Origin of the sequence: Methylobacterium sp. B4 (assembly GCF_003201865.1) — a bacterium.
Lineage (GTDB): Bacteria > Pseudomonadota > Alphaproteobacteria > Rhizobiales > Beijerinckiaceae > Methylobacterium.
Genome location: NZ_QJJJ01000021.1, coordinates 48,152 through 72,378, shown reverse-complemented (window position 1 = coordinate 72,378; position 24,227 = coordinate 48,152). Strand labels below are relative to the sequence as shown.

General features: G+C 70.9%; 26 protein-coding genes and 1 pseudogene. 14 read left to right on the top strand and 13 right to left on the bottom strand.

The annotated features are described in order from the left end of the window. Together BY998_RS19620 and oxlT are read right to left on the bottom strand one after the other, a co-directional pair. Positions 1-218 (bottom strand): annotated as a pseudogene (locus tag BY998_RS19620) (oxalate/formate MFS antiporter); the annotation flags it as partial. A gap of 254 nt (positions 219-472) precedes the next feature. Beyond that, positions 473-1,768 (bottom strand): oxalate/formate MFS antiporter, encoded by a 1,296-nt coding sequence (oxlT, locus tag BY998_RS19615; protein ID WP_110353394.1) that lies wholly within the window; start codon positions 1,766-1,768, stop codon positions 473-475. A 428-nt stretch (positions 1,769-2,196) separates the two neighbouring features. Here oxlT and BY998_RS19610 point away from each other — a divergent pair, with 428 nt between their 5' ends. The 4 genes from BY998_RS19610 to BY998_RS24500 all read left to right on the top strand — a co-directional run bounded on the left by BY998_RS19610 (position 2,197) and on the right by BY998_RS24500 (position 5,255). Beyond that, positions 2,197-2,604 carry a CBS domain-containing protein gene (locus tag BY998_RS19610; protein ID WP_280952923.1) on the top strand — a complete coding sequence of 136 codons (408 nt, stop codon included), beginning with the start codon at positions 2,197-2,199 and terminating at the stop codon, positions 2,602-2,604. Positions 2,605-2,727: 123 nt separating this feature from the next. Beyond that, positions 2,728-3,021, top strand: a complete 294-nt coding sequence (locus tag BY998_RS19605; RefSeq protein WP_110353392.1) for a hypothetical protein — start codon at positions 2,728-2,730, stop codon at positions 3,019-3,021. 21 nt (positions 3,022-3,042) lie between these two features. Then, the gene (locus BY998_RS19600; protein ID WP_110353391.1) at positions 3,043-4,857 is read left to right on the top strand and encodes a hypothetical protein; all 1,815 of its coding nucleotides are present in this window, start codon (positions 3,043-3,045) and stop codon (positions 4,855-4,857) included. A 239-nt stretch (positions 4,858-5,096) separates the two neighbouring features. Continuing rightward, positions 5,097-5,255: a hypothetical protein gene (locus BY998_RS24500; RefSeq protein WP_181425573.1), complete on the top strand. Its 159-nt coding sequence runs from the start codon at positions 5,097-5,099 to the stop codon at positions 5,253-5,255. Here the strand turns inward: BY998_RS24500 and BY998_RS19595 are convergent. Beyond that, the gene (locus BY998_RS19595) at positions 5,237-5,449 is read right to left on the bottom strand and encodes a hypothetical protein (RefSeq protein WP_110353390.1); all 213 of its coding nucleotides are present in this window, start codon (positions 5,447-5,449) and stop codon (positions 5,237-5,239) included. The two genes, BY998_RS24500 and BY998_RS19595, sit on opposite strands and share 19 nt — an antisense overlap. Before the next feature lie 133 nt (positions 5,450-5,582). Beyond that, a complete protein-coding gene (gene frc, locus BY998_RS19590) occupies positions 5,583-6,860 on the bottom strand; it encodes a formyl-CoA transferase (protein ID WP_110353388.1) in 1,278 nt (425 codons plus the stop codon). A gap of 383 nt (positions 6,861-7,243) precedes the next feature. On the opposite strand from frc, the gene BY998_RS19585 reads away from it, so the two are divergent. From BY998_RS19585 to BY998_RS19565, 5 genes are all read left to right on the top strand, one after another. Beyond that, positions 7,244-7,927 carry a GntR family transcriptional regulator gene (locus BY998_RS19585; protein WP_110353386.1) on the top strand — a complete coding sequence of 228 codons (684 nt, stop codon included), beginning with the start codon at positions 7,244-7,246 and terminating at the stop codon, positions 7,925-7,927. A gap of 316 nt (positions 7,928-8,243) precedes the next feature. Then, a complete protein-coding gene (locus BY998_RS19580) occupies positions 8,244-9,338 on the top strand; it encodes a glycosyltransferase family 4 protein (protein ID WP_110353385.1) in 1,095 nt (364 codons plus the stop codon). Position 9,339: 1 nt separating this feature from the next. Next, positions 9,340-10,428, top strand: coding sequence for a glycosyltransferase (locus tag BY998_RS19575; protein ID WP_110353383.1), 1,089 nt, complete (start codon positions 9,340-9,342; stop codon positions 10,426-10,428). Beyond that, positions 10,425-11,474 carry a glycosyltransferase gene (locus BY998_RS19570; protein ID WP_110353381.1) on the top strand — a complete coding sequence of 350 codons (1,050 nt, stop codon included), beginning with the start codon at positions 10,425-10,427 and terminating at the stop codon, positions 11,472-11,474. Before BY998_RS19575 ends, BY998_RS19570 begins: the two co-directional genes overlap by 4 nt. 127 nt (positions 11,475-11,601) lie before the next feature. Then, positions 11,602-12,513 (top strand): phosphotransferase, encoded by a 912-nt coding sequence (locus BY998_RS19565; RefSeq protein WP_110353379.1) that lies wholly within the window; start codon positions 11,602-11,604, stop codon positions 12,511-12,513. A gap of 497 nt (positions 12,514-13,010) precedes the next feature. Here the strand turns inward: BY998_RS19565 and BY998_RS19555 are convergent, their stop codons facing one another. From BY998_RS19555 to BY998_RS19545, 3 genes are all read right to left on the bottom strand, one after another. Next, a complete protein-coding gene (locus BY998_RS19555) occupies positions 13,011-13,862 on the bottom strand; it encodes a glycosyltransferase (protein WP_110353376.1) in 852 nt (283 codons plus the stop codon). Positions 13,863-13,941: 79 nt separating this feature from the next. Beyond that, on the bottom strand, positions 13,942-14,679 hold the full coding sequence (locus tag BY998_RS19550; RefSeq protein WP_110353374.1) for a PIG-L family deacetylase: 738 nt from the start codon (positions 14,677-14,679) through the stop codon (positions 13,942-13,944). 108 nt (positions 14,680-14,787) lie between these two features. Further along, positions 14,788-15,546, bottom strand: coding sequence for a helix-turn-helix transcriptional regulator (locus BY998_RS19545; protein ID WP_110353372.1), 759 nt, complete (start codon positions 15,544-15,546; stop codon positions 14,788-14,790). Positions 15,547-15,648: 102 nt separating this feature from the next. Between BY998_RS19545 and BY998_RS19540 the strand changes: the two genes are divergently transcribed. Further along, on the top strand, positions 15,649-16,845 hold the full coding sequence (locus tag BY998_RS19540; protein ID WP_110353370.1) for an MFS transporter: 1,197 nt from the start codon (positions 15,649-15,651) through the stop codon (positions 16,843-16,845). A gap of 27 nt (positions 16,846-16,872) precedes the next feature. Here the strand turns inward: BY998_RS19540 and queC are convergent, their stop codons facing one another. Together queC and queD are read right to left on the bottom strand one after the other, a co-directional pair. Beyond that, on the bottom strand, positions 16,873-17,610 hold the full coding sequence (gene queC, locus BY998_RS19535) for a 7-cyano-7-deazaguanine synthase QueC (RefSeq protein ID WP_110353368.1): 738 nt from the start codon (positions 17,608-17,610) through the stop codon (positions 16,873-16,875). Between the two features lie 2 nt (positions 17,611-17,612). Then, positions 17,613-17,969, bottom strand: coding sequence for a 6-carboxytetrahydropterin synthase QueD (gene queD, locus BY998_RS19530; RefSeq protein WP_003604191.1), 357 nt, complete (start codon positions 17,967-17,969; stop codon positions 17,613-17,615). Positions 17,970-18,057: 88 nt separating this feature from the next. Here queD and BY998_RS24495 point away from each other — a divergent pair, with 88 nt between their 5' ends. Next, positions 18,058-18,231, top strand: a complete 174-nt coding sequence (locus BY998_RS24495) for a hypothetical protein (protein WP_181425571.1) — start codon at positions 18,058-18,060, stop codon at positions 18,229-18,231. Between the two features lie 240 nt (positions 18,232-18,471). Here the strand turns inward: BY998_RS24495 and BY998_RS19520 are convergent, their stop codons facing one another. Together BY998_RS19520 and queE are read right to left on the bottom strand one after the other, a co-directional pair. Next, the gene (locus tag BY998_RS19520; RefSeq protein WP_110353364.1) at positions 18,472-18,885 is read right to left on the bottom strand and encodes an ABC transporter ATP-binding protein; all 414 of its coding nucleotides are present in this window, start codon (positions 18,883-18,885) and stop codon (positions 18,472-18,474) included. Between the two features lie 115 nt (positions 18,886-19,000). After that, the gene (gene queE, locus BY998_RS19515) at positions 19,001-19,633 is read right to left on the bottom strand and encodes a 7-carboxy-7-deazaguanine synthase (RefSeq protein WP_110353362.1); all 633 of its coding nucleotides are present in this window, start codon (positions 19,631-19,633) and stop codon (positions 19,001-19,003) included. Positions 19,634-19,896: 263 nt separating this feature from the next. On the opposite strand from queE, the gene BY998_RS19510 reads away from it, so the two are divergent. The 3 genes from BY998_RS19510 to BY998_RS19500 all read left to right on the top strand — a co-directional run bounded on the left by BY998_RS19510 (position 19,897) and on the right by BY998_RS19500 (position 23,240). After that, a complete protein-coding gene (locus BY998_RS19510; RefSeq protein ID WP_110353360.1) occupies positions 19,897-21,414 on the top strand; it encodes a D-alanyl-D-alanine carboxypeptidase family protein in 1,518 nt (505 codons plus the stop codon). Positions 21,415-21,476: 62 nt separating this feature from the next. Continuing rightward, positions 21,477-22,589 carry a GTP-binding protein gene (locus tag BY998_RS19505; RefSeq protein ID WP_110353358.1) on the top strand — a complete coding sequence of 371 codons (1,113 nt, stop codon included), beginning with the start codon at positions 21,477-21,479 and terminating at the stop codon, positions 22,587-22,589. Positions 22,590-22,952: 363 nt separating this feature from the next. Then, positions 22,953-23,240: a GIY-YIG nuclease family protein gene (locus tag BY998_RS19500; protein ID WP_110353356.1), complete on the top strand. Its 288-nt coding sequence runs from the start codon at positions 22,953-22,955 to the stop codon at positions 23,238-23,240. Between the two features lie 24 nt (positions 23,241-23,264). On the opposite strand, the gene BY998_RS19495 is transcribed toward BY998_RS19500, so the two are convergent. Both BY998_RS19495 and BY998_RS19490 read right to left on the bottom strand, forming a co-directional pair. Continuing rightward, entirely contained in the window at positions 23,265-23,588 is a 324-nt protein-coding gene (locus tag BY998_RS19495; RefSeq protein ID WP_110353347.1) for an HPr family phosphocarrier protein, read from the bottom strand. A 180-nt stretch (positions 23,589-23,768) separates the two neighbouring features. Beyond that, the gene (locus BY998_RS19490; RefSeq protein ID WP_110353346.1) at positions 23,769-24,170 is read right to left on the bottom strand and encodes a PTS sugar transporter subunit IIA; all 402 of its coding nucleotides are present in this window, start codon (positions 24,168-24,170) and stop codon (positions 23,769-23,771) included. Positions 24,171-24,227: the final 57 nt, after the last annotated feature.

Genomic DNA, 24,227 nt, shown 5'->3' with positions numbered 1-24,227 from the left:
GTTTCGGTGGCCACGAAGATGGTGAAGGCGAACTGGATCGCGGTGCGGCCCCAGTGGTGCTGCTGGTCGATGGGGTCGACGAACAGGGTCCAGCCATATTGGAGGTTGGCGATCATGGCCATGCACAGCACGCCGAAGGCGAGTTGCCACCACTTGGCGGAAGGCGCGTCGAAAGGCGCATCCTGGCGCGCCTGCGGCTCGGCCGGTTGGGAAGCCATCCGGTATCTCCTCAAAACGTCTGTGATGCCTGGCCGGTCGCTCGGCGAATCCGGCAGGACGCTCTCTCAAGGTGACGAGGACAGGATCGTGAGCGCGCGGCGGCGCGGCCCTCCGCGGAGGGCGAGCGCGGCGGCGGGCGCCGTCCGATCCGTCAGGCGGGGTCGGGGAACGGGCCCCGTGCCGGACGCGGTCCGGCACGGGTTGTCGATCCGTGGGAGGTCGGCCGGACAGGCGGTCCGGCCGAGGGCCGTTCTCAGTGGGCGGCGGCCGGCTTCGCCTCCGCCGCCGGGGTCGCCGGAGCCCGGGTATAGGCCTGACGCATCGGCTTGAGGACGAGGACCGCCATCAGCGCCGCGAGGATGTTGAGCGCGGCCGCCGCCAGGAACACGGCGTGCCAGCTTCCCGTCATCGTGGTGAGGATGCTGGTATAGGGCACGATCAGGGCCGCGGTGCCCTTGGCCGTGTAGAGCAGACCCGCATTGGTGGCCGCGTACTTGGAGCCGAAGGTGTCGCCGCAGGTCGCCGGGAACAGCGAGTAGATCTCACCCCAGGCGAAGAAGACGAGACCGGTCAGGATCACGAACATGATCGGGTCCTGGCCGAACTGGCTCAAGAGGTAGATGCCCACGCCCTCGATGCCGAAGGAGAGGAACATCGTGTTCTCGCGGCCGATATGGTCGGAGATCCAGCCGAAGAGCGGACGCGTCACGCCGTTGAGCACCCGGTCGATGGTGGCCGCGAAGGTCAGGGCCGGCAGGGTGATGCCCATGAGGCTGACCGGCACGTCGGCGATGTGGAAGTCCTTGGCGATGGGGCCGAGCTGGGCAGTGGCCATCAGGCCGCCGGCCGCCATCATCACGAACATCGCGTACATCACCCAGAAGATCGGCGCGCGCACCATCTCTCCGGGGGTGAAGTCGCGCTTGCTCTGGCTGACGCGGGCGATCTCGGGCACCTGGCCCTTCTTCGGGGCGAGCAGGAACAGGGCGATCAGCATCACGACGAGGCCCTGGCCGATGCCGAACCAGAAGAAGGCGTGCTCGTAGCTGTAATGGTGGATGACGGCCTGGATCGGCACCACGGTGAGCGCCGAGCCCGCGCCGAAGCCCATAGCGGTGAGGCCGGCGGCCAGACCGCGGCGGTCGGGGAACCACTTGAGCGAGTTGCCGACGCAGGTGCCGTAGACCGCGCCCGCGCCGGTGCCGCCGATGACGGCGCCGAGATAGAGCATGGTGAGCGTGTCGGCGTAGGCGTTGATCACCCAAGCCAACCCGCACATCAGGCCGCCGGCGAGCGTGACGACCCGCGGGCCGTACTTGTCGACGAACCAGCCCTCGATCGGAACGAGCCAGGTCTCGGTGACGACGAAGAGGGTGAAGGCGACCTGGATCGCGGCGCGGTCCCAGCCGTGCCGCTCTTGAATCGGGTTGACGAAGAACGTCCACCCATACTGCATGTTGGCGATCATGCACATGCAGATGATGCCGAACAACAGTTGTAGCCAACGGTTCGTGGGCGCCGAAGCGCCCGTCGTGGATAGATCGGTCATGGACGTATCTCCAGAATAGCCCGATTTTTCGAGCTTTTTTGATCGTGTTTTTGTGGGTCTGATCCTCTGTCATCGCGGACGTTGCCGGATGCTTGCAGAGGACTTGAAGCCTGCGGACGGCTCGAAGCGCAGTCTTTCGTCAGGTCACCGGTCCTGACATCACCTCCCTCGTCGATGCCGGCCGCTTCGAGCCGGTGGGATCACGGGACGGGCACCGGGCCCCGAACGGGAGGCGGGATCGCGCACGATCGGGCCTGGCGTAGAGGGAACGGGCGGACTGGCGGGTCGATCCTGCAGACCACCCGTCGGCGGGCGGCACCATAATTCAAAAACCAGAATTGACAACAGGTATGTTGTATACCAACCTCCTTTCATGAGTGCGCCCCGGCCGAGAGGCGCGCCGTTGGAGGAGCGCCGTGTTCACGACGATGCGCCGAAAACCGGACGCAGGCGGCGTCCGAACCATTCAGCGGGACCGCTCCGTGGCCGAGGCCACGCAGCTCCTGGCCGAGCCGGGCACGGGCGCGCTCCTGGTCGTCGAGGACGATGCCGAGGCGAGCGTGGTCGGGCTCCTCACCCAGCGCGACATCTTCCGCGCCGTGGCCGCCGAGGGTCCCGAGGTCTACAGCCGCTCCGTCTGGCTCATCACCGACCGGGATTTTCCCGCGATCGACATCACGGCCTCCACGCAGGAGCGGCTGCAAACCTTCTGCGAGCGGCGGGTCGATCACATCGCGCTCATGGAATCCTGCCGCGTCAGCGCGATTCTGAGCATCTGGGATTGCGCGGGCGAGGCGCGGATGGCGGCCAGCCCGCCGGCTCCGCCACGGCCGTGAGAGTTCGCGCCGGGTTGCCGAAGGTGATGGCAAGGCCGGCAGGAAGCGTGCAAGGTGCGCCGAGCGTCGTGAGCGAGATCTCCGCCGCAGGCTGGAAGAACTAGTCCGTAGAAGGCGTCCGCCATGGAAACCCCCTTGAAGCATCTGACCGTCGTCGAGTGCCCGGTCGTTTTCCCCGGGGAGAACGAATTCGGCTCCTCGAGCATCGACATGCTGCCCCGCCTCGGCATCGCCGGCGGCCTCGAGAGCCGGCACATCCGCGTCCTCGACGAGCGGATCATCGCCGTGTGCATCTGGCGCAGCGCGTTCTGCGCCAAGCTGTTCTTCGACGCCGCGTGGCACGAGCGGGCCGCCACCCTCTGGGGCGAGGCCTACCAGCTCCGCTTCGAGGAGATCGAGAACGCCTCCGCCGCCTGAGCCGAGCGGGAGGGCGGCGCGATGGAACCGGCCGCCCCACCGTCGGGCGAGGCGCGGGACGCACCGGCCTTCCACGCCTGGAATCCGGGCCTCGAACCCGGCCTGCCGCGGGCCATGCGCCCGCTGGCCACGGTGTTCCGGCCCGAGAACGTCGCGCTGCCGCTGGCCGAGATCCTCGAACTCTCGGATCTGAGCGGCTTGCCGGCCACGCAGCTCGCCCCCTTCCGGGCGGAGCGTCTCGTGGTGCACGAGACCCTGATCCGGGTGATGGCCGACGTCTCGGTCCCCGTGGGCGAGGTCTATGCCGACCTCGGCCTGAATTTCCGGCGCATCGTCACCACGCTCCTGCGCGAGGGCGTCAACGCGCGGCTCGCCGCGGTCTCGGCCGAACTTGAGGCGGTGCGGGCCGAGGCCGACGCCGTGCTGGATCGCGAACTCGCGGCCCTGTTCGACGAGCCGCCCGCGCCCGCGACCGAACCCGCCAGCGGCTGGGGCGGATTGCGGCGCCTGCTCGGCGGCCGCGAGGCCCCCTCCCCCGCCCCGTCGGGCGACTTCCAGAGTCGCGTCCTCGCGCGCCTCGAAGCGCGCTGCGGCGCGTCCCAAGAGACCGAGAGCCTGGAGAGTGCCGCCCGCGAGGCCCTGCGCACGGTGTTCGGCCACGTGATCGCCCGCCAGGGCATGCTGATCCGCGACCGGGCGCTGCTGCGCCGGCTCGCCGGAATCCTGGTCACGAACCGCTGCGGAAGCGACCGGATCGGCGCGCTGATCGCGCCCTGGATCGAGGCGGTGGCCGAGGCTCAGGGCTATCATCGGCCGGCGCCCCAGGGGCGGCCGGTGGTGATGAACGTCAAGGGCGCCTCGGCCTCGGGCAAGAGCACGATCCGCCCCTACCAGCGCGACCTCGCCGGGCGGATCGGTGCGGACTGGCAGGACTTCGCCGTCGTCACCCCCGATGTCTGGCGCAAGTTCCTGCTCGACTACGACAGCTTGGGACCGGCGCGCCGCTATGCCGGCCCGCTCACCGGCCACGAGGTCGAGATCGTCGATGCCAAGCTCGACCGGTACATCACCCGCAAGGCCGCCGCCGGCCGCCTCTCGCACCTGCTGATCGACCGCTTCCGCTTCGACAGCTTCTCCACGGAGGCCGACGGCGCCGGGCAGCTCCTGACCCGGTTCGGTCAGCACATCCACCTGCAATTCATGGTGACGCCGCCCGAGGAGACGGTGGAGCGCGCCTGGAAGCGGGGCGAGGAGTTCGGGCGCTACAAGGCGGTCGAGGATCTGCTGGCGCACAACGTCGAGGCCTTCACGGGCATGCCGCGGCTGTTCTTCACCTGGGCCCTGCGGCGGGACCGGACGGTGTTCTTCGAATTCCTCGACAACAGCGTGCCGAAGGGCGCGCGCCCGCTCACGATCGCCTTCGGCACGAACGGCGCGATGACGATCCTCGACGCCCGCGGCCTGCTGGCGATCGAGCGCTACCGCCGGATCGACATCCGCGCCCACGCGGCGACCGAGGTCTATCGCGGCGTCGACGGGACCCCGGAGACGGAGGCCGGCTTCCTGCGGGAGGTCCTGCGGCGGCTGGCGGTGGTGCGCTTCGCGCGCCGCGAGACGGGCCGCGTCTTCGCACGCTTCGAGGGCGGGCGCCTCGTCGCCCTCGACCGGGCGGGTCTGGCCGAGGCGCTCGGCGAGCCGGAGACCGCCGGCGCGCTGGGCACGGTCGGCCTCGGCCCCGAATCCGGCGACCTGCCAAAGATCCACGAAACCCTCGTGCCGTCGGAGACCTCGACGCTCGGCGCGTGGGGTGAACAAACCGTCCGCGATCCGTCCTGACCGGCCGGACATGCTGCATCGCGAGATCGTGACGGGGGAGAGGGCAGGTCCAGGCACCCGCCGCCGGACGCAAGAGAAAGACCCAGCTTCGCGGTCAGATCGCCCCGGATCCCGCCGAAACATGCGCCGGGCGCCTGTCGTCGCTTGGCATTCTGGACTTCATCTCACGGGCGGACGAAGATAGGTCGGCGATGTTTGCACCGCACCATCATGGGTGCGGCATCGCTTCGGAGACAACCATGCTCGCCACCTGGCTCGCCGCGCTCCTGTTCCTCGTCGCCCTGCAGGCCCTGCTCGTCGTCAAGCTGGCCGACCGGCTGACCGTCTCGGACACCGCCCAGGACCAACCGGACCGCCGGACGACGGGTGCGAACGGTCGCTACGCCCAAGCCGCCTGAGACACGCTCCGCTCGGCCTGTTGCGCCGAGACGCGTTCGATCTGCGCCACGCCCCTTGCCGCGAACCGCGCGGTTCCAGCCGGATCGAGAGCGGCGATGGCGCAAGGCGTCGCATCGCGAAGAGCCTGACGCTCGGCGTCGGAAATCTCTCCGAACGCTTCGGCGAGAAAAGCCAGGGCGTCATCGGCCATCATCGCTTCCTCCGCTTGCCGGCTCGTACGGCGAAAGGTGCCGCATCCCGTCCGATACGGCCTTTGGTATTTGGCATACCAGATGTCGGAAATCAAGTTCCGGACGATGCGGACTACGGCAGGATAGTGCCGCAACCTACTCCGCCGCGTAGCGCTGCACGGCGCCGACGGCGCCCGAACCGAAGATGTCGCCGATCTCGGCATCCGAGCATCCCAGCACCTGGCGCAGGATCTCGTCGGTATGCTCGCCGAGCAGGGGCGCCCGGGTCACCTCCGTGGCGCTGGCGGAGAGCTTGATGGGGTTGCCCACCGTCAGGTAGGCGCCCCGGGTCGGGTGCTCGACCTCGACCACGGTGCCGCTCGCCCGCAGGGTCTCGTCCTCGGCGATTTCCTTCATGGACAGGATCGGCCCGCAGGGGATCTCGTAGGCGTTGAGGATGTCCATCGCCTCGAACTTGTCGTGCTTCATCGTCCACGCCTCGATGCGCGTGAAGATCTCGTTGAGGTGCGGCAGGCGGGCCTTCGGCGTCGCGTAGGCCGGATCGGTCTTCCAGTCCGGCTCGCCGATGATGTCGCAGATCGGTCCCCAGACCGCCCCTTGCGTGATGAAGTAGAGGTAGGCGTTGGGATCTTGCTCCCAGCCCTTGCACTTGAGGATGCGCCCGGGCTGGCCGCCGCCGGAATCGTTGCCGGCCCGCGGCACCGCCTCGCCGAAGGGGACGCCCTCGCCGTACTGGCTGTACTCCATGAGCGGGCCGTGGCCGAGGCGCTGCTGGTCGCGCAGCTTGACCCGGCAGAGGTTGAGCACCCCGTCCTGCATGGCGCAATCGACCCGCTGGCCCTGCCCCGTCTGGGTGCGCTGGTAGAGGGCGGTGACGATGCCGAGCGCCAGATGCAGGCCGGTGCCGGAATCGCCGATCTGCGCGCCGGAGACCATCGGCAGGCCGTCGCGCCAGCCCGTGGTGGAGGCCGCGCCGCCGACGCATTGGGCGACGTTCTCGTAGACCTTGCAATCCTGGTAGCGGCCGGGACCGAACCCTTTCACGGAAGCCAGGATCAGCCCCGGATTGGCCGCCTGGAGCCGTTCCCAGGTCAGTCCCATCCGGTCGAGCGCGCCGGGCGCGAAGTTCTCGACGAGCACGTCGCACTCGCCGATCAGCCGCCAGAGCACCTCGTTGCCCTTGGGGTTCTTGGCGTCGAGCGTGATCGAGCGCTTGTTGTGGTTCAGCATCGTGAAGTAGAGGCTGTCCACGCCGGGAAGGTCTTGAAGCTGCTGGCGCGTCGCGTCGCCGGCGCCGGGCCGCTCGACCTTGATCACGTCCGCCCCGAACCAGGCCAGCAGCTGCGTGCAGGTCGGCCCCGATTGCACGTGCGTGAAGTCGAGGATGCGAACGCCTTCGAGAGCCTTGCTCATCCGCAGGTCTCCTCCCCAGGAGAGATGGATTGTCCGCGTGCGCGTGACCCGTCCGATGGCGTCGGCCGAGGGCGCCGGGAAGAGCGTGGCGGTGTCTGGAAGCTCCCGCGAGCCAGGGCGCGTCTGTCGAGAAACTGCCCTGCGCCCGGCGAATACCCGCCGGCATCGACTCTTCCGATGTAATCTGGCATACCAGATGCCAGAGGTCAATAAATTGGGGATGGGCCGGAGCCGCATGGGGACGTGAGCGGATTTCGGGGCAGAACCCGGACGCATGAGCGAGGCTGCCTTGCCTTCTGCCAAGCTAGGCGCCATGCTCTCACGGCACGATGCTTCCACCTCCGGACTCGTATCTCCGTCGGCATCAAGGTCGATCCGAAGCGATGGAAAATTTCTCGATCAAGCCGATCGTACCGGCAACGAGCCTGCGGACCCTGGCCTACGAGGCCCTGAAATCCGCCATCACCAACATGGACATCTACGGCCAGACCGGGGATGTCCGCCTCGACGAGCGCGGCCTGTCGCAGACGCTCGGCGTCTCCCGCACGCCGATCCGCGAGGCGCTGACGGTGCTGGAGCAGGAAGGCTTCGTGCGCAACGAGCCCCGGCGCGGCGTCTTCGTCGTCAAGAAGACCAAGCGTGAGATCGTCGGCATGATCCAGGCCTGGGCGTCCCTGGAGAGCATGGCCGCGCGGCTCGCCTGCAAGAACGCCTCGGACGAGGATCTGGCCTGCCTGCGCCGCTCCTTCCCCGAATTCTTCGAAGGCAGCCCCTCCGACCACCTCGACGAGTACTCGGAAGCCAATATCCGCTTCCACCAGAAGATCATCTCGCTGGGCCACAGCGAAGTGATCAAGGACCTGACCAGCAACCTCCTGATGCACGTGCGCGGCATCCGCAACACGGCGATGCGCCAGGGCGACCGCGCCTCGAAGTCGATCGAGGAGCACGTGCAGATCATCGAGGCGCTGGAGGCCCGCGACGCCGAGCGCGCCGAGCGCCTCGTGCGCGACCATGGGCTCGGCCTCGCCGACCACGTGCAACGCTACGGAAACCACCTCGTCTGATCTCTCGGCCGCGGGAGGCCGGAGGCCGCCCGGCCCCGGCTTGGCGCCGACGGATGGCCGGTGTCGGACCGCGCGATGATGCCGCTGCGGCCTGCCCCCTCGTCGCGAGCCGTCGGGGGGCGCTGCGAGGCTGCCTCGCCCAGCCGTGACGTGGGGTCACACACGGGCCAAAGCGACTTTTAATTCCATGCCCCTCCGGTTCCTGAAGGGTTCGTTCATCGAGCGTTCCTAGAGCCTCGGCGATGGTGCGGGCTTCAAGCCTGGCCGTTGGGCTCGCCCCTCGAGTCCTCCACGCCGCCGACGCCGGACAACGCCCTTGAAGATCGCCGTCATCGCCCATCTCAAGTTCCCGATCGGCCAGCCGTACCTCGGAGGGCTGGAGATGCACACGCATCATCTGGCCGGGGCGCTGCGCCAGCGCGGCCACCGGGTCACCCTGTTCGCCTCGGAAGGCTCGGATCCGTCCCTGGTCCCGCATCCGGTCTGCCCGCCGACCGGCGACGCGCTGGGCGATCCGGAGTTGTGCGAGCGGATCGAGCGCGCCGAGTTCGAGGCCTACGAGCGCATCATGGAGGCGGTGGCCCGCGGCGGCTTCGACATCGTGCACAACAACAGCCTGCACGACCTGCCGCTCCGGGCGAGCAACGCGCTCTCCACGCCGATGACCACGGCCCTGCACACGCCGCCCTTCGAATCCCTCGCCGCGGGGGTGCGGGCGGCCAAGCCCGGCATGATCTTCGCGGCCGTCTCGCCCTCCCTGGCGCAGGAATGGCACGACCTCGTGCCGGAGGCCCGCATCGTCGGCAACGGCATCGACCTCTCGACCTTCGCCTTCAGCCCGGAGGCGGACCCGGCCGGCTACGTGTTCTGGAGCGGGCGGATCGTGCCGGAGAAGGGCACGCATCTGGCCATCGACGCCGCCCGCCGCGCGGGGCTGCCCCTGCGCTTCGCCGGTCCCAAGCCCAATCCGCGCTACTGGGACGAGTGGATCGCCCCGCGGCTCGGAGAGGACGTCGCTTACGTCGGTCATCTCTCCCATCGCGAACTGGCCCGCCAGATCGGCGGGGCGCGGGCCGCAATCGTCTCCCCCCGCTGGGAGGAGCCCTTCGGCCTCGTCGTCGCCGAGGCCCTGGCCTGCGGCACGCCGGTCGCCGCCTTCGGCCGCGGCGCCATTCCCGACATCGTCGACCGCCATTCCGGCGCGCTCGCCCCCGCCGATGACGTGGCAGCCCTGGCCCGCGCGATCACCCGCGCCGTCGGCCTCGACCGCCGGGCCTGCCGCCGCCGGGCCGAGACGCTCTACGACGCGCAGGTGATGACCGACGGCTACGAGGAACTCTACCGCGAAGTGCTGGCCGGCGCCCCCGCCAACAGCACCCGCGCGCCCGTCTTCGAACGCCCGGCGGCCTGAGATGAACGCCAGCGCCGGCCCGGCCGTCGTCTGCATCCCGGCCCGCAACGAGGCCGAGCGCCTGCCGCGCCTGCTGCGCGGGCTGGCGGCGCAGGAGGGTTTCTCGGCGGCGGCACCCCTGCGGGTCGTCGTCGTTGCCAACAATTGCAGCGACGGCACGGCCGAGAGCGTGCGCGCCCTCCAGGCATCCGGCCGCGTCGGCGGCCTCGTGCTTCGCCTAATCGAGATCACCCTGACCGGGGCCGAGGCCCATGTCGGCACCGCCCGGCGCCACGCCCTCGACGCCGGCGCGGCGTGGCTGGAGGCGGAGGGTCACCCCGACGGCGTGCTCCTCACCACCGATGCCGATGCGCGGCTCGCGTCCGGCTGGGCCGCGGCCAACCTGCGCGCGCTTCAGGGCGCCGAGATCGTCGGCGGGCGGCTCGTGATCGACGACGAGGGCGAGGTCGATCCCGTGCTCGCTGCCTTCCATGCCCGGGTCGAGCGCTACTGGTCGGGCGTGCGCGCGCTCGAAGACGCCCTCGATCCACCGCCCCACGACCCCGCCCCCCGCCACGGCGACCATACGGGCGGAAGCCTCGCGCTGCGCGCCTCGCTCTACCGGGCAGTGGGCGGCCTGCCCGCCCTTCCCCGCGGCGAGGACAACGCCCTCGTCGCCGCCGTCCAGCGGGCGGGTGGGCGCCTGCGCCACTGCCCCGCGGTCTCGGTCCTCGTCTCCGCCCGCACCGCCGGCCGGGCCGAGGGCGGCATGGCGACCGAGATGCTGCGCCGCGCCCGCGTGGTGCGCGCGGGCGCGGCCTACCGGCTGCCGGTGGCCGCCCATTGGCAGCGGGTGATCCTGCGCCGGGCCGCCCTGCGCCGCGCCTATCGCGAGGGAGCCGCGCCGTCGGCGCTCCAGGCGCTCGGCCTCGCAGCGGAGGATCTGGCCGCCATCGACCTCGCCTCCTGCCCCAACGACATCGCCTTCGTGGAGCGCGCCCATGCCCGCCTGGAGGCGCGGGACGAACCCGCGCCCGAATGCGGCCTCGACGCGGCGCTCGCCGATCTCGACGCGCTCGCGGCCTCCCTGAGGCGGGACGCGGCGGCGTGACGCGTCCGGTCGGCTACTACGTCCACCACCAGGGCGCGGGGCACTGGCAGCGGGCGGTGGCGGTGGCCAGGGCTCTGGAGACGCTCGGCCGTCCCTGCACGCTGATGGGCACCCTCGCGGGCCTCGACACCGCAGCGGCGCCGGGCCCCGTCCTCGACCTGCCCGACGACCGCCTGGACGCTGGTTTCGACGGCCGCGACGGCGCCGCCGAACGACCCGAATGCCTGCATTACGCGCCGCTCGGCCATCCCGGCATCCGGGCACGGATGGGGCGGATCGCGGCCTGGGCGGCCCAGCACGATCCGGCGCTGATGATCGTCGACGTCTCCGCCGAGGTGGCCCTCCTCGCCCGGCTGCTCTCCGTGCCGAGCCTCGTCGTGCGCCTCTCCGGCACCCGCACCGACCGGCCCCATCTGGAGGCCTTCCGGGCCGCCTCGCGGCTGCTCGCGCCCTTTCCCGAGGCGCTGGACGGCGGCGCGGTTCCGGACTGGGTGCGCGCCAAGACCCTCTACGGCGGTTTTTTGGGGACAGCGCCCGCGACGGCGGCGACGGACGAGGACGGGCGCATCGTCGTGGTCTTCGGCCGCGGCGGCGAGGGCGGTGCCCTCGGTCCTCTCGTGCAGGCGGCCGCGGCGGTGCCCGGGCGCGACTGGCACGTGCTCGGCCCCGTGAGCGGCACCGGCGCGATCCCGGCCAACCTGCATCTTCACGGCTGGGTCGCGGAGGTGCGCCCGCATCTGGCCTCGGCCGCCCTCGTCGTCGGCGGGGCCGGCGACGGGCTGGTCACGGCGGTGGCGGCCCTGGGCAGGCGCTTCCTGTGCCTGCCCGAGCCCCGCGCCTATGCCGAGCAGGAGGCCAAGGCCGACGCCCTGGAGCGGCTCGGCGCGGCCATCGTCCATCGCGGCTGGCCGGACGCGCCCGCGTGGCCCGGCCTCGTCGCCCGCGGCCTCGCCCTCGATCCGGGCATCGTCCGGTCGCTGGCCGAGCCCGATGCGCTCGCGCGCACGGCGGCGGCCATCGAGGCGATGTGCCGGGAAGCGGGCTGATCCGCCCGGGAGTGCGCGTCTCGAACGGTCGAAGCCCATCGGGGTGACGATGCAAGGATCGGCAAACGACCTGTAGCGCAGGCAGGCGATGCTGCTCGAACCGAGCCGGGCGTGATAAGCCGCGCGGGTGAGCGACATCGACCTGCACGATCTCTCCCGGGTCTACGGGCGCGCATTCGCCGGCTGCGAGTTGGTCGTCCCCGGCGTCAACCGGACCTACCGTCTCGTCGGGGGCGGCGAGGTCTACTACTTGCGCCTCTATCGGCCCGTCGGCCGATCCCCCGCCGAGGTCGCGTTCGAATTGCGCTTGCTGCGCGAGGCCCGGCCAACCCCAGGCATCGACGTGGCGCGACCGATCCGCCCCGTCGACGGGGCGGATTGCGTGCAGGTCCCGTTCGGCGGTGTGGGCCGCACGGCCGGCCTGTTCGAGGCCCTCGAGGGCCGGTCGATCACCAACGAGCCTGAGGACGTGGCGCTGTTCGGGTCGGCGCTGGCGAAGCTGCACCACGCCCTTGCCGGGATCGACGGCGGCGGTGCGCGTCTCCTCGACCCGGAGGCACTGTACGCGCACGCCGCCATGGCGCTGACCCGCATCCCCGGCAGCGAGGCCGCGCGGCGCGCTGTCGACCGATGCCGGGCGGAGCTGCTCGGCGATCCTGCGGCGCACGGTTTGCCGTCGGGACACTGCCACGGGGACGCCCGGCTGGCCAACGCCGTCGTCCGGGACGGCGCGGTGGGCTTCTTCGACTTCGACGATTGCGGCTACGGCCCCTATCTGCTCGATCTCGGGACCGCGGCCTGGCATTTCACGGTCGGTGATCCGTCACGGACGGGGGCGCTCGTCGCTGCGCTTCTGAACGGCTACGACAGGCAACGCCCGCTCTCCCGGGCGGAGCGGCGCGTCTTGCCGCACTACGTGAAGCTTGCCGAGGTGCGCGCGCTCCTCTTCCTCGCCGAATTCTGCACACTCGCGGACGGGCTGTGGCCGCGCGTCCTCGACCGAGCGACGAACCTGCTGGAGCGCGAATTGACGCTCTGACGCCGCCCGACCGGCGCGGGTGTCGGTTGCCCAAACCGAGCAGCTTTTTGACTTAGTCCGGCAGCGCCGTTCGGGGTGAGGGCTCCGTCACGGCTCGCTCGTCATGCCCCGGGCAGGTCGCCCGTCTCGTGGTGCGGGGGCCTGACGCGCCGCGCGTGACTGACGTGTCGGGGAGCGTTCCGGTGCCGTCCCGCGTGATGCCGCTTCGCTCGTTGAGGCAGGCATTGCCGAAGGTGCTCGCCCGCTTCCCCGAGTCGCGCGGCGGCGAGCCGTCGTCCGTTCGGCGCGATCTCCCTTCCCGCGGGCTCGACGGTCAGCGCCCGGGCGTGAAGCTCGGATCGCTCATGCGGCGCAGATCTTCCGGCAAGATTTCCGCCTCGGCGGCCTCGACCGGCTCGCCGCCGGACGATGCGGAGAGGTCGCGCCCCTGGATCGGCGCGCTCAGGCTCCTGATAAGGTCCGAAGTGAAAGCCCGAAGCGATCGAGCGGATGCCACATCAGAACGGCCGCTCCGGCGGGACGCGGGCGGCGGCGATCTCGTCGGCCGTGGGGGTGCGCAGGAGGGTGAGGTCGGGCTCGCGGCTCTCGCCGATCAGGCCGAGGCGGGCGAAGGCGTCGAGCCAGCCGTCCATGGGCCAGATCCCGTGCCGGGCACGGAAGCGGCGGGCGTTGCGCACGATGTCGGCGAAGTGCTGCAGCGGCGGGTCGCAGGAGAGGTGGTGCTGATGGAAGGCGGGCGGCGCGCCTGCGAGCAGCACCGGCACGCCGAGCGCGGCCGCGCGGAAGGCCAGATCCGTGTCCTCGGCGCCGTAGCCGTCGTAGCCCTCGTCGAAGCCGCCCAGCCGGTCGTAGGTCGAGCGCCGCACCGCGAAGGCGAGCGACCAGAACAGGCCGGGGTTGTCGGTTTCCGCCACGCCGCCCTGCGGGAAATCCCGGGCCGGATGGAGGATGCCGGCCTGCATGAGGTCGGCCTCGCGCCAGTCGTCGCGCACGGCGCCGGCCGGCAGGTAGCGGATCGGTCCGCAGACCAGAGCGTCGTGTTCGAGGGCCGCGGCGGCCAGCGCCGGAACGAGGCCTGCGGAGGGAATGCAATCGACATCGAGGAAGACGAGGATGTCGCCCCGCGCCGCCGCCCGGCCGGCGTTGCGCGCAGCGGCGAGCGGCAGGCCCGCGCTCGGGAAGTCGATCCGGCGCAGCGGGAACGGCGCCTCCGGCAACGGCTCGGGAGCGGGCCCCATCTCGACCACGACGCACTCGGCCGGGGCCGGTCCGCGGGCGAGTCCCTCGATCAGGCGCGCGAGGTGGGCGTCGCGCCCCTTGTTGAGCGTGACGACGCTGGTTGTGCTCACAGGTCTTGGTCCGGGGCCGCGCTTCGTTCGCGTCTCTCCTGACAGCCCCAACCTGAAACCCGGATGAAGGCGGCGCCCGTCAGCGCAGGGCGATGTACCACTCGTGGGGACCGCAGAGCCGGTCGATCATCGCGGACTCGAGCTGGAAGCCGGAGGGATCGTCCTCGATCAGGCCGGAGACCTGCGAAGCGTGCGCCTCCACCGCCCGGCGCTTGGCCGCGCGCTCGTCCTCCACGGCCAGGCGAAAACCCTCCGGCGCAGGCCCGACCTCGCGCTCCGGGGGTAGGGTCCAGCCCCAGACCGGGTAGGCGTAGGCCGTGACACCGGGCAGCCGGGCGCGGGCGAGATCGACGAGGGCTGCCGAGGCGGTGTGGTCGCAGTGCGGATCGTGCCGCCAGGTCACGAACAGGGCGCCGGCCCCCGCCTCTCGGGCGATCCGCGCGATCTGATCCGCCGCCGCCTCGGCCTGCGCGCCCTCGCTCGGCACGCCGCCATCGGGCAGGCGCAGGAAGCGGACATGCTCGGCGGCCAGGCCCAGTTCGGCCATGGCCTTCACGGTCTCGGCTTCGCGCAGGTCCCGCAGGCGGCCGTGGGGATAGGCCTTGGAGTTCGGGTGCGAGCCGCAGCCGTCGCTGACGATGACGACGCGCACGGCGCGGCCGTCCCTCAGGGCCTGCACGATCAGCCCGCCGCAGCCCAGGCTCTCGTCGTCCGGATGCGGGGCGACGACGACGAGGCCGCGCCCCTCCGGCACGAGGGTGGCGAGGGGGGCGACGGGAAGGGCCTTCACGGCCTCGAGGAAGGCGTCGGCGCGCATGGCTCCTCCTGGATTCGATCGGCGCTGGACTCGAACTCCGAACGCGCGGGAGAGCGCTATCGACCCGGCCCCGCCGGAGCAACCGACAAAACGGCCGGCCGGCGACGCTCACTCGCCCGGTGACGGCTCCGGCAGCAGGGCCTCCGTCCGGCCCCGCAGGGCCTGGATGCTGCGGTAGCCGACCGAGGCCGCCACCTGGCGCGGCGCCCATCCGTCGGCGGCGAGCGCGAGCGCCCGCACCACCCTGGCCCGCGCCCGCCACTGCCCGAAGGTCAGGCCGGTCTCGCGACGGAAGCCGCGCGTCAGGGTGCGGCGGCTGAGGCCGGCGCGGTCGGCCCAGGCGTCGAGGTCGAAGGTCGTGGCCGGGGCGTCGATGAGGCCGAGGCAGATCCGGCGCAGGCGCGCGTCGCTCGGCAGGGGCAGGGTGAGCTTGGTCTCCGGCGCCCGGCGGATCTCGTCGAGCACGAGCGCCGCCAGGTGGCCGCCGCGCCCGGCCTCGTCGTAGAGCACCGGCTCCCCCGTGAGGGCCGCCAGCGCGGCGGCGAGCAGGGGCGAGACCTCGATGACGCGGGCGCGGATGGGAAAGCCGGAGATCGCCTCGACCGCGAGATAGGCCGAGCACATCGAGACCGCGCCGTGCATCACCACCGCGTGGGGCAGGCGCGGCGGGATCCAGAGGGCGTGGCCCTCCGGCACGACCCAGGTGCCGTCCTCGGCGGTCGCCATCATCAGGCCGGCGGTGGCGTAGAGCAGCTGCGCCCGCGGGTGGAAGTGCCGCTCCGTGCGGCTGCCCGCGGCGAAGGTCTTGGGCATCACCGCGACCGCGCGCGGGACGGTCTGGTAATCCTCGGCCCGGATCGAACGCATGGGGCTGCCCGTCCATTTTGGCCCGATCGCGTACACCTTCGGCCCGACGGCGTGCAACGGGTCAGGTAGGGAGAGGACAGGCTAACGGAGATGCCTGCCCCGATGGACGCCGAAACCCTGTCCCGCCGCACCTTGCGCTTCGTCAACGTGGCGCATGCCCTCGACCATTTCGTCCTGCTCATCTACCCGACCGCCGTCATCGCCATCGCGGCGCAGACGGGCCTGAGCTACGGCGAACTGATCGGGCTCGCGACCGGGGCCTTCGTCGCCTTCGGCCTCTGCTCGCTGCCGATGGGCTGGCTCGCCGACCGGTTCGGCCGGCGCAACCTCCTGGCGGTCTTCTTCTTCGGATACGGCCTGTCCTGCCTCGGCGTGGCGAGCGCGGCGAGCCCGACCGCCTTCGCGGTCTGGCTCTGCGTGCTGGGGCTGGCCTCGGCGATCTACCACCCGGTGGGCTCGACCATGCTGGTCACCCATGCCCGACGGCTGGGCCGCGATCTCGGCGTGAACGGCGTCTGGGGGAATGTCGGCGCGGCCACCGCCTCGGGCGTCACCGCCCTGCTCGCCTCCGGTTTCGGCTGGCAGGCGGCCTTCCTCGTGCCGGGCCTGTTCTGCCTGGCCTGCGGCGCCGCCTTCGTGGCGATGGTGCCCGGCGACGGCGAGGGGGCCGGCGGCCGGGCGGGGGGCGCCCCGCTCATCGCCGTGGCGCGCCCGCTCCCCCTTCTCGTCGTGTTCGCCTTCGCCATCATCGCCGGCGGGATGACCTTCAACATCACTACCATCGCCCTGCCCAAGGTCGTGGACGAGCGCGTCGGCGCAGGCCTTCCGCTCAGCCTGATCGGATCGGTGGCGACCCTCGTCTTCGCCTTCGGCGCCCTGACCCAGCTGGCGATGGGGCGGCTGATCGACCGCTACAGCCTGCCGACCCTGTTCCTGGCCCTCTCCGTCCTGCAGCCGCTCGGCCTCGGGCTGGCGGCCGCGAGCACGGGCCTGCCCTTGCTCGCCGGCCTCGTGCTGACGATGGCGGCGCTCTACGGGCAGGTGGTCATCAACGACGCGATGGTGGCCCGCTACGTGCCTGCCGCCTACCGGGCCAGGGCCTACAGCGTGCGCTACTTCCTCGGCTTCACGGTGAGCGGTTTCGTGGTGCCGATGATCGCTGTCCTGCACGATCGCGGCGGTTTCGGGCTGGTGCTCGGGATCGCGGCGTGTTTCGGGGCCGTCATCGTCGCGGCGGCGCTCGGCTTCTTCGCGCTCACGCGCAGGGACGCATCGCGGTCGCTCGTTCCGGCGGAGTAGCCTGAGAGGCCGCGACGCCGACCGGAATCACGCCGCGCGGGCGGCGCGATAGCGTGCAAAACCCTTGGCGCGCAGGTCGCAGGCCGGGCAGGTGCCGCAGCCGTAGCCCCAGTCGTGGCGCTGCCCCCGCTCGCCGAGATAGCAGGTGTGGCTCTCCTCGACGACGAGATCGACGAGGGCGCGCCCGCCCAGTTCCTCGGCCAGCGCCCAGGTCTGGGCCTTGTCGATCCACATCAGCGGCGTGTGCAACACGAAGCGGCGCTCCATGCCGAGGTTGAGCGCGACCTGCAGCGCCTTCACCGTATCGTCCCGGCAATCGGGATAGCCGGAATAGTCGGTCTCGCACATGCCGCCGACGATGTGGCGCAAGGACCGGCGATAGGCGAGCGCGGCGGCGAAGGTGAGGAAGGCGAGGTTGCGGCCGGGCACGAAGGTGTTGGGCAGCCCGTCCCGGGTCAGCGCAATCTCGCTGTCGCGTGTGAGCGCCGTGTCGGAGATCGCGCCGAGCGCGGCCAGCGAGAGCGTGTGGTCGGGCCCGAGCCGCCGTGCCCAGGCCGGGTCGAGGGCGGCCATGCCCCGGCGCAGGCCCTCGCGCCGGTCGAGTTCGACCCGGTGGCGCTGGCCGTAATCGAAGCCGATCGTCTCGACGCGGGGGAAGCGGTCGAGCGCCCAGGCGAGGCAGGTGGCCGAATCCTGGCCGCCGGAGAACAGCACCAGGGCGCCGGAATCCCGGTCCGCCTCCGCCGCCCCGCCCGCTTCCGGCATGGTCAGTCGCCCTCGTACTCGGCCCAGGAATAGGGCGTCTCGAAGATCCGCACGCTGGAGAGCCCCGGAATGGCCGGCTTGGCCCGATGCCAGATCCAGGCCGCGATATGCTCGGCGGTGGGGTTTTCCAGCCCCTCGATCTCGTTCAGGCAATGGTGGTCGAGCCGCTCCAGGAGCGGCGCGAAGGCGCTCTCGATGTCGTAGAAATCGACGACCCAGCCGCTCGTCGGATCGACCGCGCCGGAGACCGTCAGCTCCACGCGGTAGGAATGCCCGTGCATGCGGTGGCAGCGATGGGTCTGCGGCACGTTCGGCAGGCGGTGGGCCGCCTCGAAGGTGAAGGCCTGGGTGATCTTCATCGCGGGATCTTCACGAGGTCCGGAACGGTCCTGCCGCGGACAGCGCAGCGGGTTGACGGCGGCCGGCGGGCGCACCGAGATCGTGGATATGTCACCACATCGGCCGAAATGCACCCTCTATCCGGTCTTTGCGGCCGCGAGCCCGCGCGCGGTGATCTACCGGCGCGGCCCCTCGAACCAGACCTGCCTCATCGCCTGGAACCGCTCGGACGATTCTTTCGAGATGGGGCAGTGGTTCAAGGGGACGGTGAAGCCGGCCTGATTCACCGATCCGCGCTTCGGGGCCGGGAACCGGGAGCTTCCTGCCGCCGCTCGACTGGGTGAGCCGTGAGGACCGGCGGCGGCGCCGGCCGATGCGCTCGAGCGCTTTCCGACGAAGCGGACACCGGTTCGTCGGAAAGCGCGGCACAACAAAGGCTTGGAGATGCGTCCCCACCCAACGTGGTCGGGCGCAGCTCGAGGGCCGCTCGCGGATCGACCGGACCGGCTGACGGGTGCCGGCTCAGCGTTTGCGGATGGGCCGGAGCGGACCGTTGAAGGGGCCCGGCTTCATGCCGTGTTCGCGGGCGCGCTCCCCGATCAGCGCCTGGCCGCCCAGCAGGGAAGCGATCGGCGCGGACTGCATCTCGACGCTGTTGAGGGCCCGCCCGATCTGCCGTCCCTCCCACCAGAATTCGGCGAAGAGCAGGGCAAGGAGCCCGAGCAGCCCCCAGGTCATGAGATCCCAGCCGAGAATGTAGACGCCGTAGGGCGGCGACAGGGCGGTCCCGAGACGCCCAAGGCCGATCGCCGCCGCGAATCCGAGGACGAGGATCAGGGGCAAGCGGATCGTCAGGCGCCGGTAATGGCGCAGGGCGAGGTTCAGATCCTCGATCGAAGAGTGATCGAGGCTGAGCGGCGCGGGGCTGTGCGTCACAGGCGGGTCCTTCGGCACGTCCGGGCGGCCTGAATCGATTCGGCATTGCCCGCGCGGACCGTGGCCGAGGGCTGGGGTGGAGGCAACCGCCGGCCCGGTCCCTCTCCCGGTCCCTCTACGGAATTCCGATGATCTTGTGCGTCTGGAGCGAGAGGCGCCAGCGGGCGTCTCCTCGGCAATAGGCCACCGCGGCGGCGGTGTTGGCGGCGGCCTGCGGGCCGTCCATCGGCTGCAGGAAATGATGCCGGAAGGGCAGATCCGAAAACCGCTCCGGCGGGGCGTCGGCCTGCGGATAGACGAGCTTCAGCTCGTGGCCGGAGGTCTGGACCAGCCGGTTGCCGGCCTTGGGGCTCACGCAGATCCAGTCGATGCCGGGAGGGGCCGCGAGCGTACCGTTGGTCTCCACCGCGATCTCGAAGCCGTTTGCGTGGACCGCCGCGATCAGCGCCTCGTCGAGTTGCAGCAGGGGCTCGCCGCCGGTGAAGACGACGTAGCGGTTGGCCACGCCCCCGGCCCAGGTCGCGGCGATGGCGCCGGCCAGCGCCGCGGCATCGGGAAAGCGCCCGCCGCCCTCCCCGTCCAGCCCGACGAAGTCGGTGTCGCAGAAGCGGCAGGCGGCCTCCGCCCGGTCCTCCTCGCGGCCCGACCAGAGATTGCAGCCGGCAAACCGGCAGAACACCGCCGCCCGGCCCGCCTGGGCGCCCTCGCCCTGAAGGGTGTGGAACAGTTCCTTGACCGCGTAGGACATCGAATTTCGTTTCGCGTACCGTGCCTTGCCCTTAACCCGAGTGATCCGCCGCGCCAATGCGACCGGTTTTTCTCAAGTTCGAGCGCCCGCCGCGGTGCCGAACGCGCCGCCTCTGCCATGCTCTCGCCACGGAGGGCACGTTGATGGCGTCGTATCCTCGATCCGAACCGGCCGGGCGCTTCGCTCCAGGAACCTCCGGCCGCGGCACCGAAATCCCTCCTCTGCGGCGTCCCGCGCCCTCACACCCTTTCGAGATTGGCCCGATGGCGATGCGTGTTTGGGGACGGCTGATCGGCTCGCTGGCGGCCCTCGGCCTGATGGCCGGGACGGCGGCGGCGGTGACCGCGCCGATCCTCGTGGTGGAGGCCGAGTCCGGCAAGGTGCTCTACAGCCAGGGCGCGACCGATCCCTGGTACCCGGCCTCGATCACCAAGCTGATGACCACCTACGTCGCCCTCGACATGGTGCGCCAGGGCAAGGTCTCGCTCGACACGCTGCTCACGGTCTCGCCCGCGGCCGCCGCCGAGCCGCCCTCGAAGATGGGCTTCAAGCCCGGCACCCAGATCACCCTCGACAACGCCCTCAAGATCATCATGGTCAAGTCGGCCAACGACGTGTCCTGGGCGATCGGCGAGGGGCTGGCGGGCTCCGTCGAGGGCTTTGCCGACATGATGAACGAGACGGCCCATCGCATCGGCATGCGCGAGAGCCGCTGGTACAATCCCAACGGCCTGCCCGAGCCGCGGCAATGGACCACCGCCCGCGACATGGCGATCCTGGCCCGCGCGCTGATGCGCGACTTCCCCAACCAGCAGGGCCTGTTCTCGATCTCGGCGATCCAGTTCGGCAAGTCGGTGATGGCCAACCATAACGGCCTGCTCGGGCGCTATGCCGGCGCCGACGGCATGAAGACCGGCTTCATCTGTTCGGGCGGCTTCAACGTGGTGGCGAGCGCGACCCGGGGCGGACGCCGGATCATCACCGTGGTGATGGGCCAGCCGAGCGCCCGCGAGCGCGACATCAAGGCCGCCGACCTGTTCGATTACGGCTTCGGCCAGTCCGCGGGCTGGACCGCGCCGACGCTCGAATCCCTGCCGGCCTCCAGCATCGCCGCGCCGCCGGACATGCGGCCCTACATCTGCGACAAGCGCAAGCCGATGCCGGTGGACGAGGGGCCGGGCGCCCTGACCGCCAGCGGCCCGACCGTCGACGGCGCGGCGACGCGGCTGCTCGGCTCGGCCACGCCGGACGCCTCCAACCTCGCCTTCGCGGCGCTCAGCAGCGCCAACGTGCGCGGGCGGACCCTGCCGCCGCGGGCCCCGCTCCAGCCGGTCGCGGTCTGGATCGGCGCCAGCCCCACCGAGGGCGCGATGGCGCTGGCCCGGGAGGAGCAGGAGGCGCAGGCCTCGAAGCAGGCGGCCAAGCAGGCCGCGGCCGAGGCCGCACAGCGCAAGCGCGCCGAGGCCAAGGCGGCCAAGGATGCCGCCCGCGAGGCCAGCAAGCAGGCGGCGTCGGAGAAGGCCGCCAAGGCCCGCGCCGCCGCGGTGACCGCGCCCAAACCCGCCGCGAAGATCGCCGGCAAGGACAAGGCGAGCGACAAGGGCGTGCCGGCCGCGACCAGCGCCTACACCTCGGTCGACTCGGCCGCCAAGCCCGCTGCGAAGCCGGCCCACAAGCCCGCCGCCAAGAAGACGGAAGCCAAGAAGCCCGAAGCGAAGAAGCCGGAGCCCAAGCCCGCTGCCAAGAAGGCGGACAAGAAGGGCAAGAACGACGAGTCGTAAGGGGTTTTTTCGGGCGCCCGGCACCGTCATATCGGGGCCGAGACACAGATTGCGACCCGACGATGCCCCAGACCGAACGACCCGGCCGCCCCGAGCCGATCCCGCTCACCGTCCTCACGGGCTTCCTCGGGGCAGGCAAGACCACCCTGCTCAATCGCCTGCTCGCCGATCCGGCGCTCGCGGACACGGTGGTGATCGTCAACGAGTTCGGCGAGATCGGCCTCGACCACCTGCTGATCGAGACGGTCGACGAGGGCATGATCCTGCTCGGCGCGGGCTGCCTGTGCTGCACCGTGCGCGGCGACCTGATCTCGACGCTGGAGGATCTCCTTCGCCGCCGCGACAACGGGCGGATCGGCCCGTTCCGCCGCGTCGTGATCGAGACCACGGGGCTCGCCGACCCGGCCCCGATCCTCCACGCGCTGATCTATCACCCCTATCTCGCGATCCGCTTCCGGCTGCAGGGCGTCGTGACGGTGGTCGATGCGGTGAACGGCTCCGGCACCCTCGACGCCCACGGCGAGGCCCTGCGGCAGGCGGCGGTGGCCGACCATCTCGTGCTGACCAAGGCCGACCTGCCCGGCGCCGAGCCCGAGGCTTTGCGCCGTCGGCTCTCCGGCCTCAATCCGGCGGCCGCGATCCACGGGCCCGACGTGCCGGCCGAGCGCCTGCTCGGCGGCCTGTTCGGCCTCGACGGCAAGGATGCCGACGTGCGGGCCTGGCTCGGCGAGCCCGACCATGACCATGGGCACGACCACGCGCACGGCCACCACCACGATCACCATCATCACGACGTGAACCGGCACGACGCGGCGATCCGCGCCTTCCACCTGACGAGCGACGAACCGGTGCCGCGCCCGGCCTTCGAGATGTTCCTGGATCTGCTGCGCTCGGCGCACGGACCGAAGCTCCTCCGCCTCAAGGGTCTCGTGGCGCTCGCCGACGATCCCGAGCATCCGGTCGTGGTGCACGGGGTGCAGCACGTGGTCCACGCGCCCGTGACGCTCCCCGCCTGGCCCGACGCGGACCGCCGCTCGCGGCTGGTGCTGATCGTGCGCGACCTCGACCCCGCCTTCGTGCGCCGGATCTGGGACGCCTTCCTCGGCAAGCCGGCCCTGGACACGCCGGACCGGGCGGCGCTCACGGACAATCCGCTGGCGATCCCGGGGGGATGAGACCGTTTCAGCTTGATGGCCGCAGCTTTCACCTCGAACCGTCATCGCGAGCGTGAGCGAAGCGATCCAGGGGCGCGACCTCTCCGGATCGTTCGGAGCGCTGGAGGACTTCGGCTCCGCAGCGCCATGACGATCCGAGGCGATCAAGTGGAAGCGGTCTGAGACCAGTTCCGGCTGATGCGCTCAGGCGCGTAGCGCTTTCCCTGGATCGGTCGCGCTCTGGATCGCTTCGCTGACGCTCGCGATGACGGCGAGGCAGAACCCGCGCGGTCATCGCGAGGCGACGCGGAGGCCATCGAGCGGATGGACATCCATAGATTGCATGAATAGGATCACTGCACGCGACGACCCCGAGGGCGATCCATGCGGCAGCCCGCCGTCTACATCATGGCGAATGCGCGCAACGGAACGCTCTATACGGGTGTCACTTCAAACCTTCCGCGACGTGCGTACGAGCATCGGGAAGGTCGGATGGCAGGCTTCACGGCGCGTTACGGCTGCAAGCTGTTGGTCTGGTATGAGGCCTACGAGACGATGATCGACGCCATCGCCCGCGAGAAGCAGATCGAGGCAGGCGCGAGAAGCAGGAAGCTCAACCTGATCGAGGCGCTGAACCCGGGTTGGCGTGATCTCTACCCCGATCTCGCCTGATTCTCCGACGGCGGATGCGAAACGCTACTCGTCCTCGCCGAACCGGTCGGCGAGCAGCGCCTGAATCGCGTCGAGGGCGGGCTCCGCGTCGTCGCCCACGGCGACCACGGCGATGGTGGTGCCCTTGGCGGCGCCGAGGGTCAGCAGGCCCATGATCGAGCGCCCGCCCACCGTCTCGCCGGCGCGCGTCACGGTGACGGCGGCGCCGAAGCGCTCCACGGTCTGCACGAACTTGGCCGAGGCGCGGGCGTGCAGGCCGCGGCGGTTGACGATCGGCAGGATCCGCACGAGGCCGCCCTCGGGGATCTCGGGTTGCGGCTCGACCTCGCCGTCCAGGCTCTCGCTCATCGTCCCTCGCGCTCGCTCCCCTGAGGATTCGCCGGCGACGGCCGCCCTGAGAGGCGCGCATCGTCCGGGTCGGGGACGGATGTGGTTAAGCCGTGAGCGGGGCGAAGGAAAGGCGGGGCGGCGGCGCGAAGGAGCCGACTTGCCCGCAAGCTACGTACCCAGAAGCTACGTGCCCAGATGCTACTTGCCCGCAAGAACCCGCGAGGCGACGTTGATGTACTTGCGGCCCGCCTCCTGCGCGTGGAGCACGGCATCGCCGAGGCTCTCGGCCTCGCGCACGCTGGCGAGCTTGATCAGCATCGGCAGGTTGATCCCGGCCACCACCTCGACCTGCCCGCCATTCATGCAGGACAGCGCGAGGTTCGAGGGCGTGCCGCCGAACATGTCGGTCAGAACCACGACGCCCTTGCCGGAGTTGACGCGGCAGACCGCGGACATGATGTCGCCGCGGCGCACCTCCATGTCGTCCTCCGGGCCGATCGTGATCGTCTCGATCTGCTTTTGAGGGCCGACGACGTGCTCCAGGGCGGCCTTGAACTCGGTCGCCAACAGGCCGTGGGTGACGAGCACCATTCCAATCATCGAAGCGTGGTCCAACGCCCTGTGAGCGGAGACGCCATCTTGTGCAGCGCAAGGTGA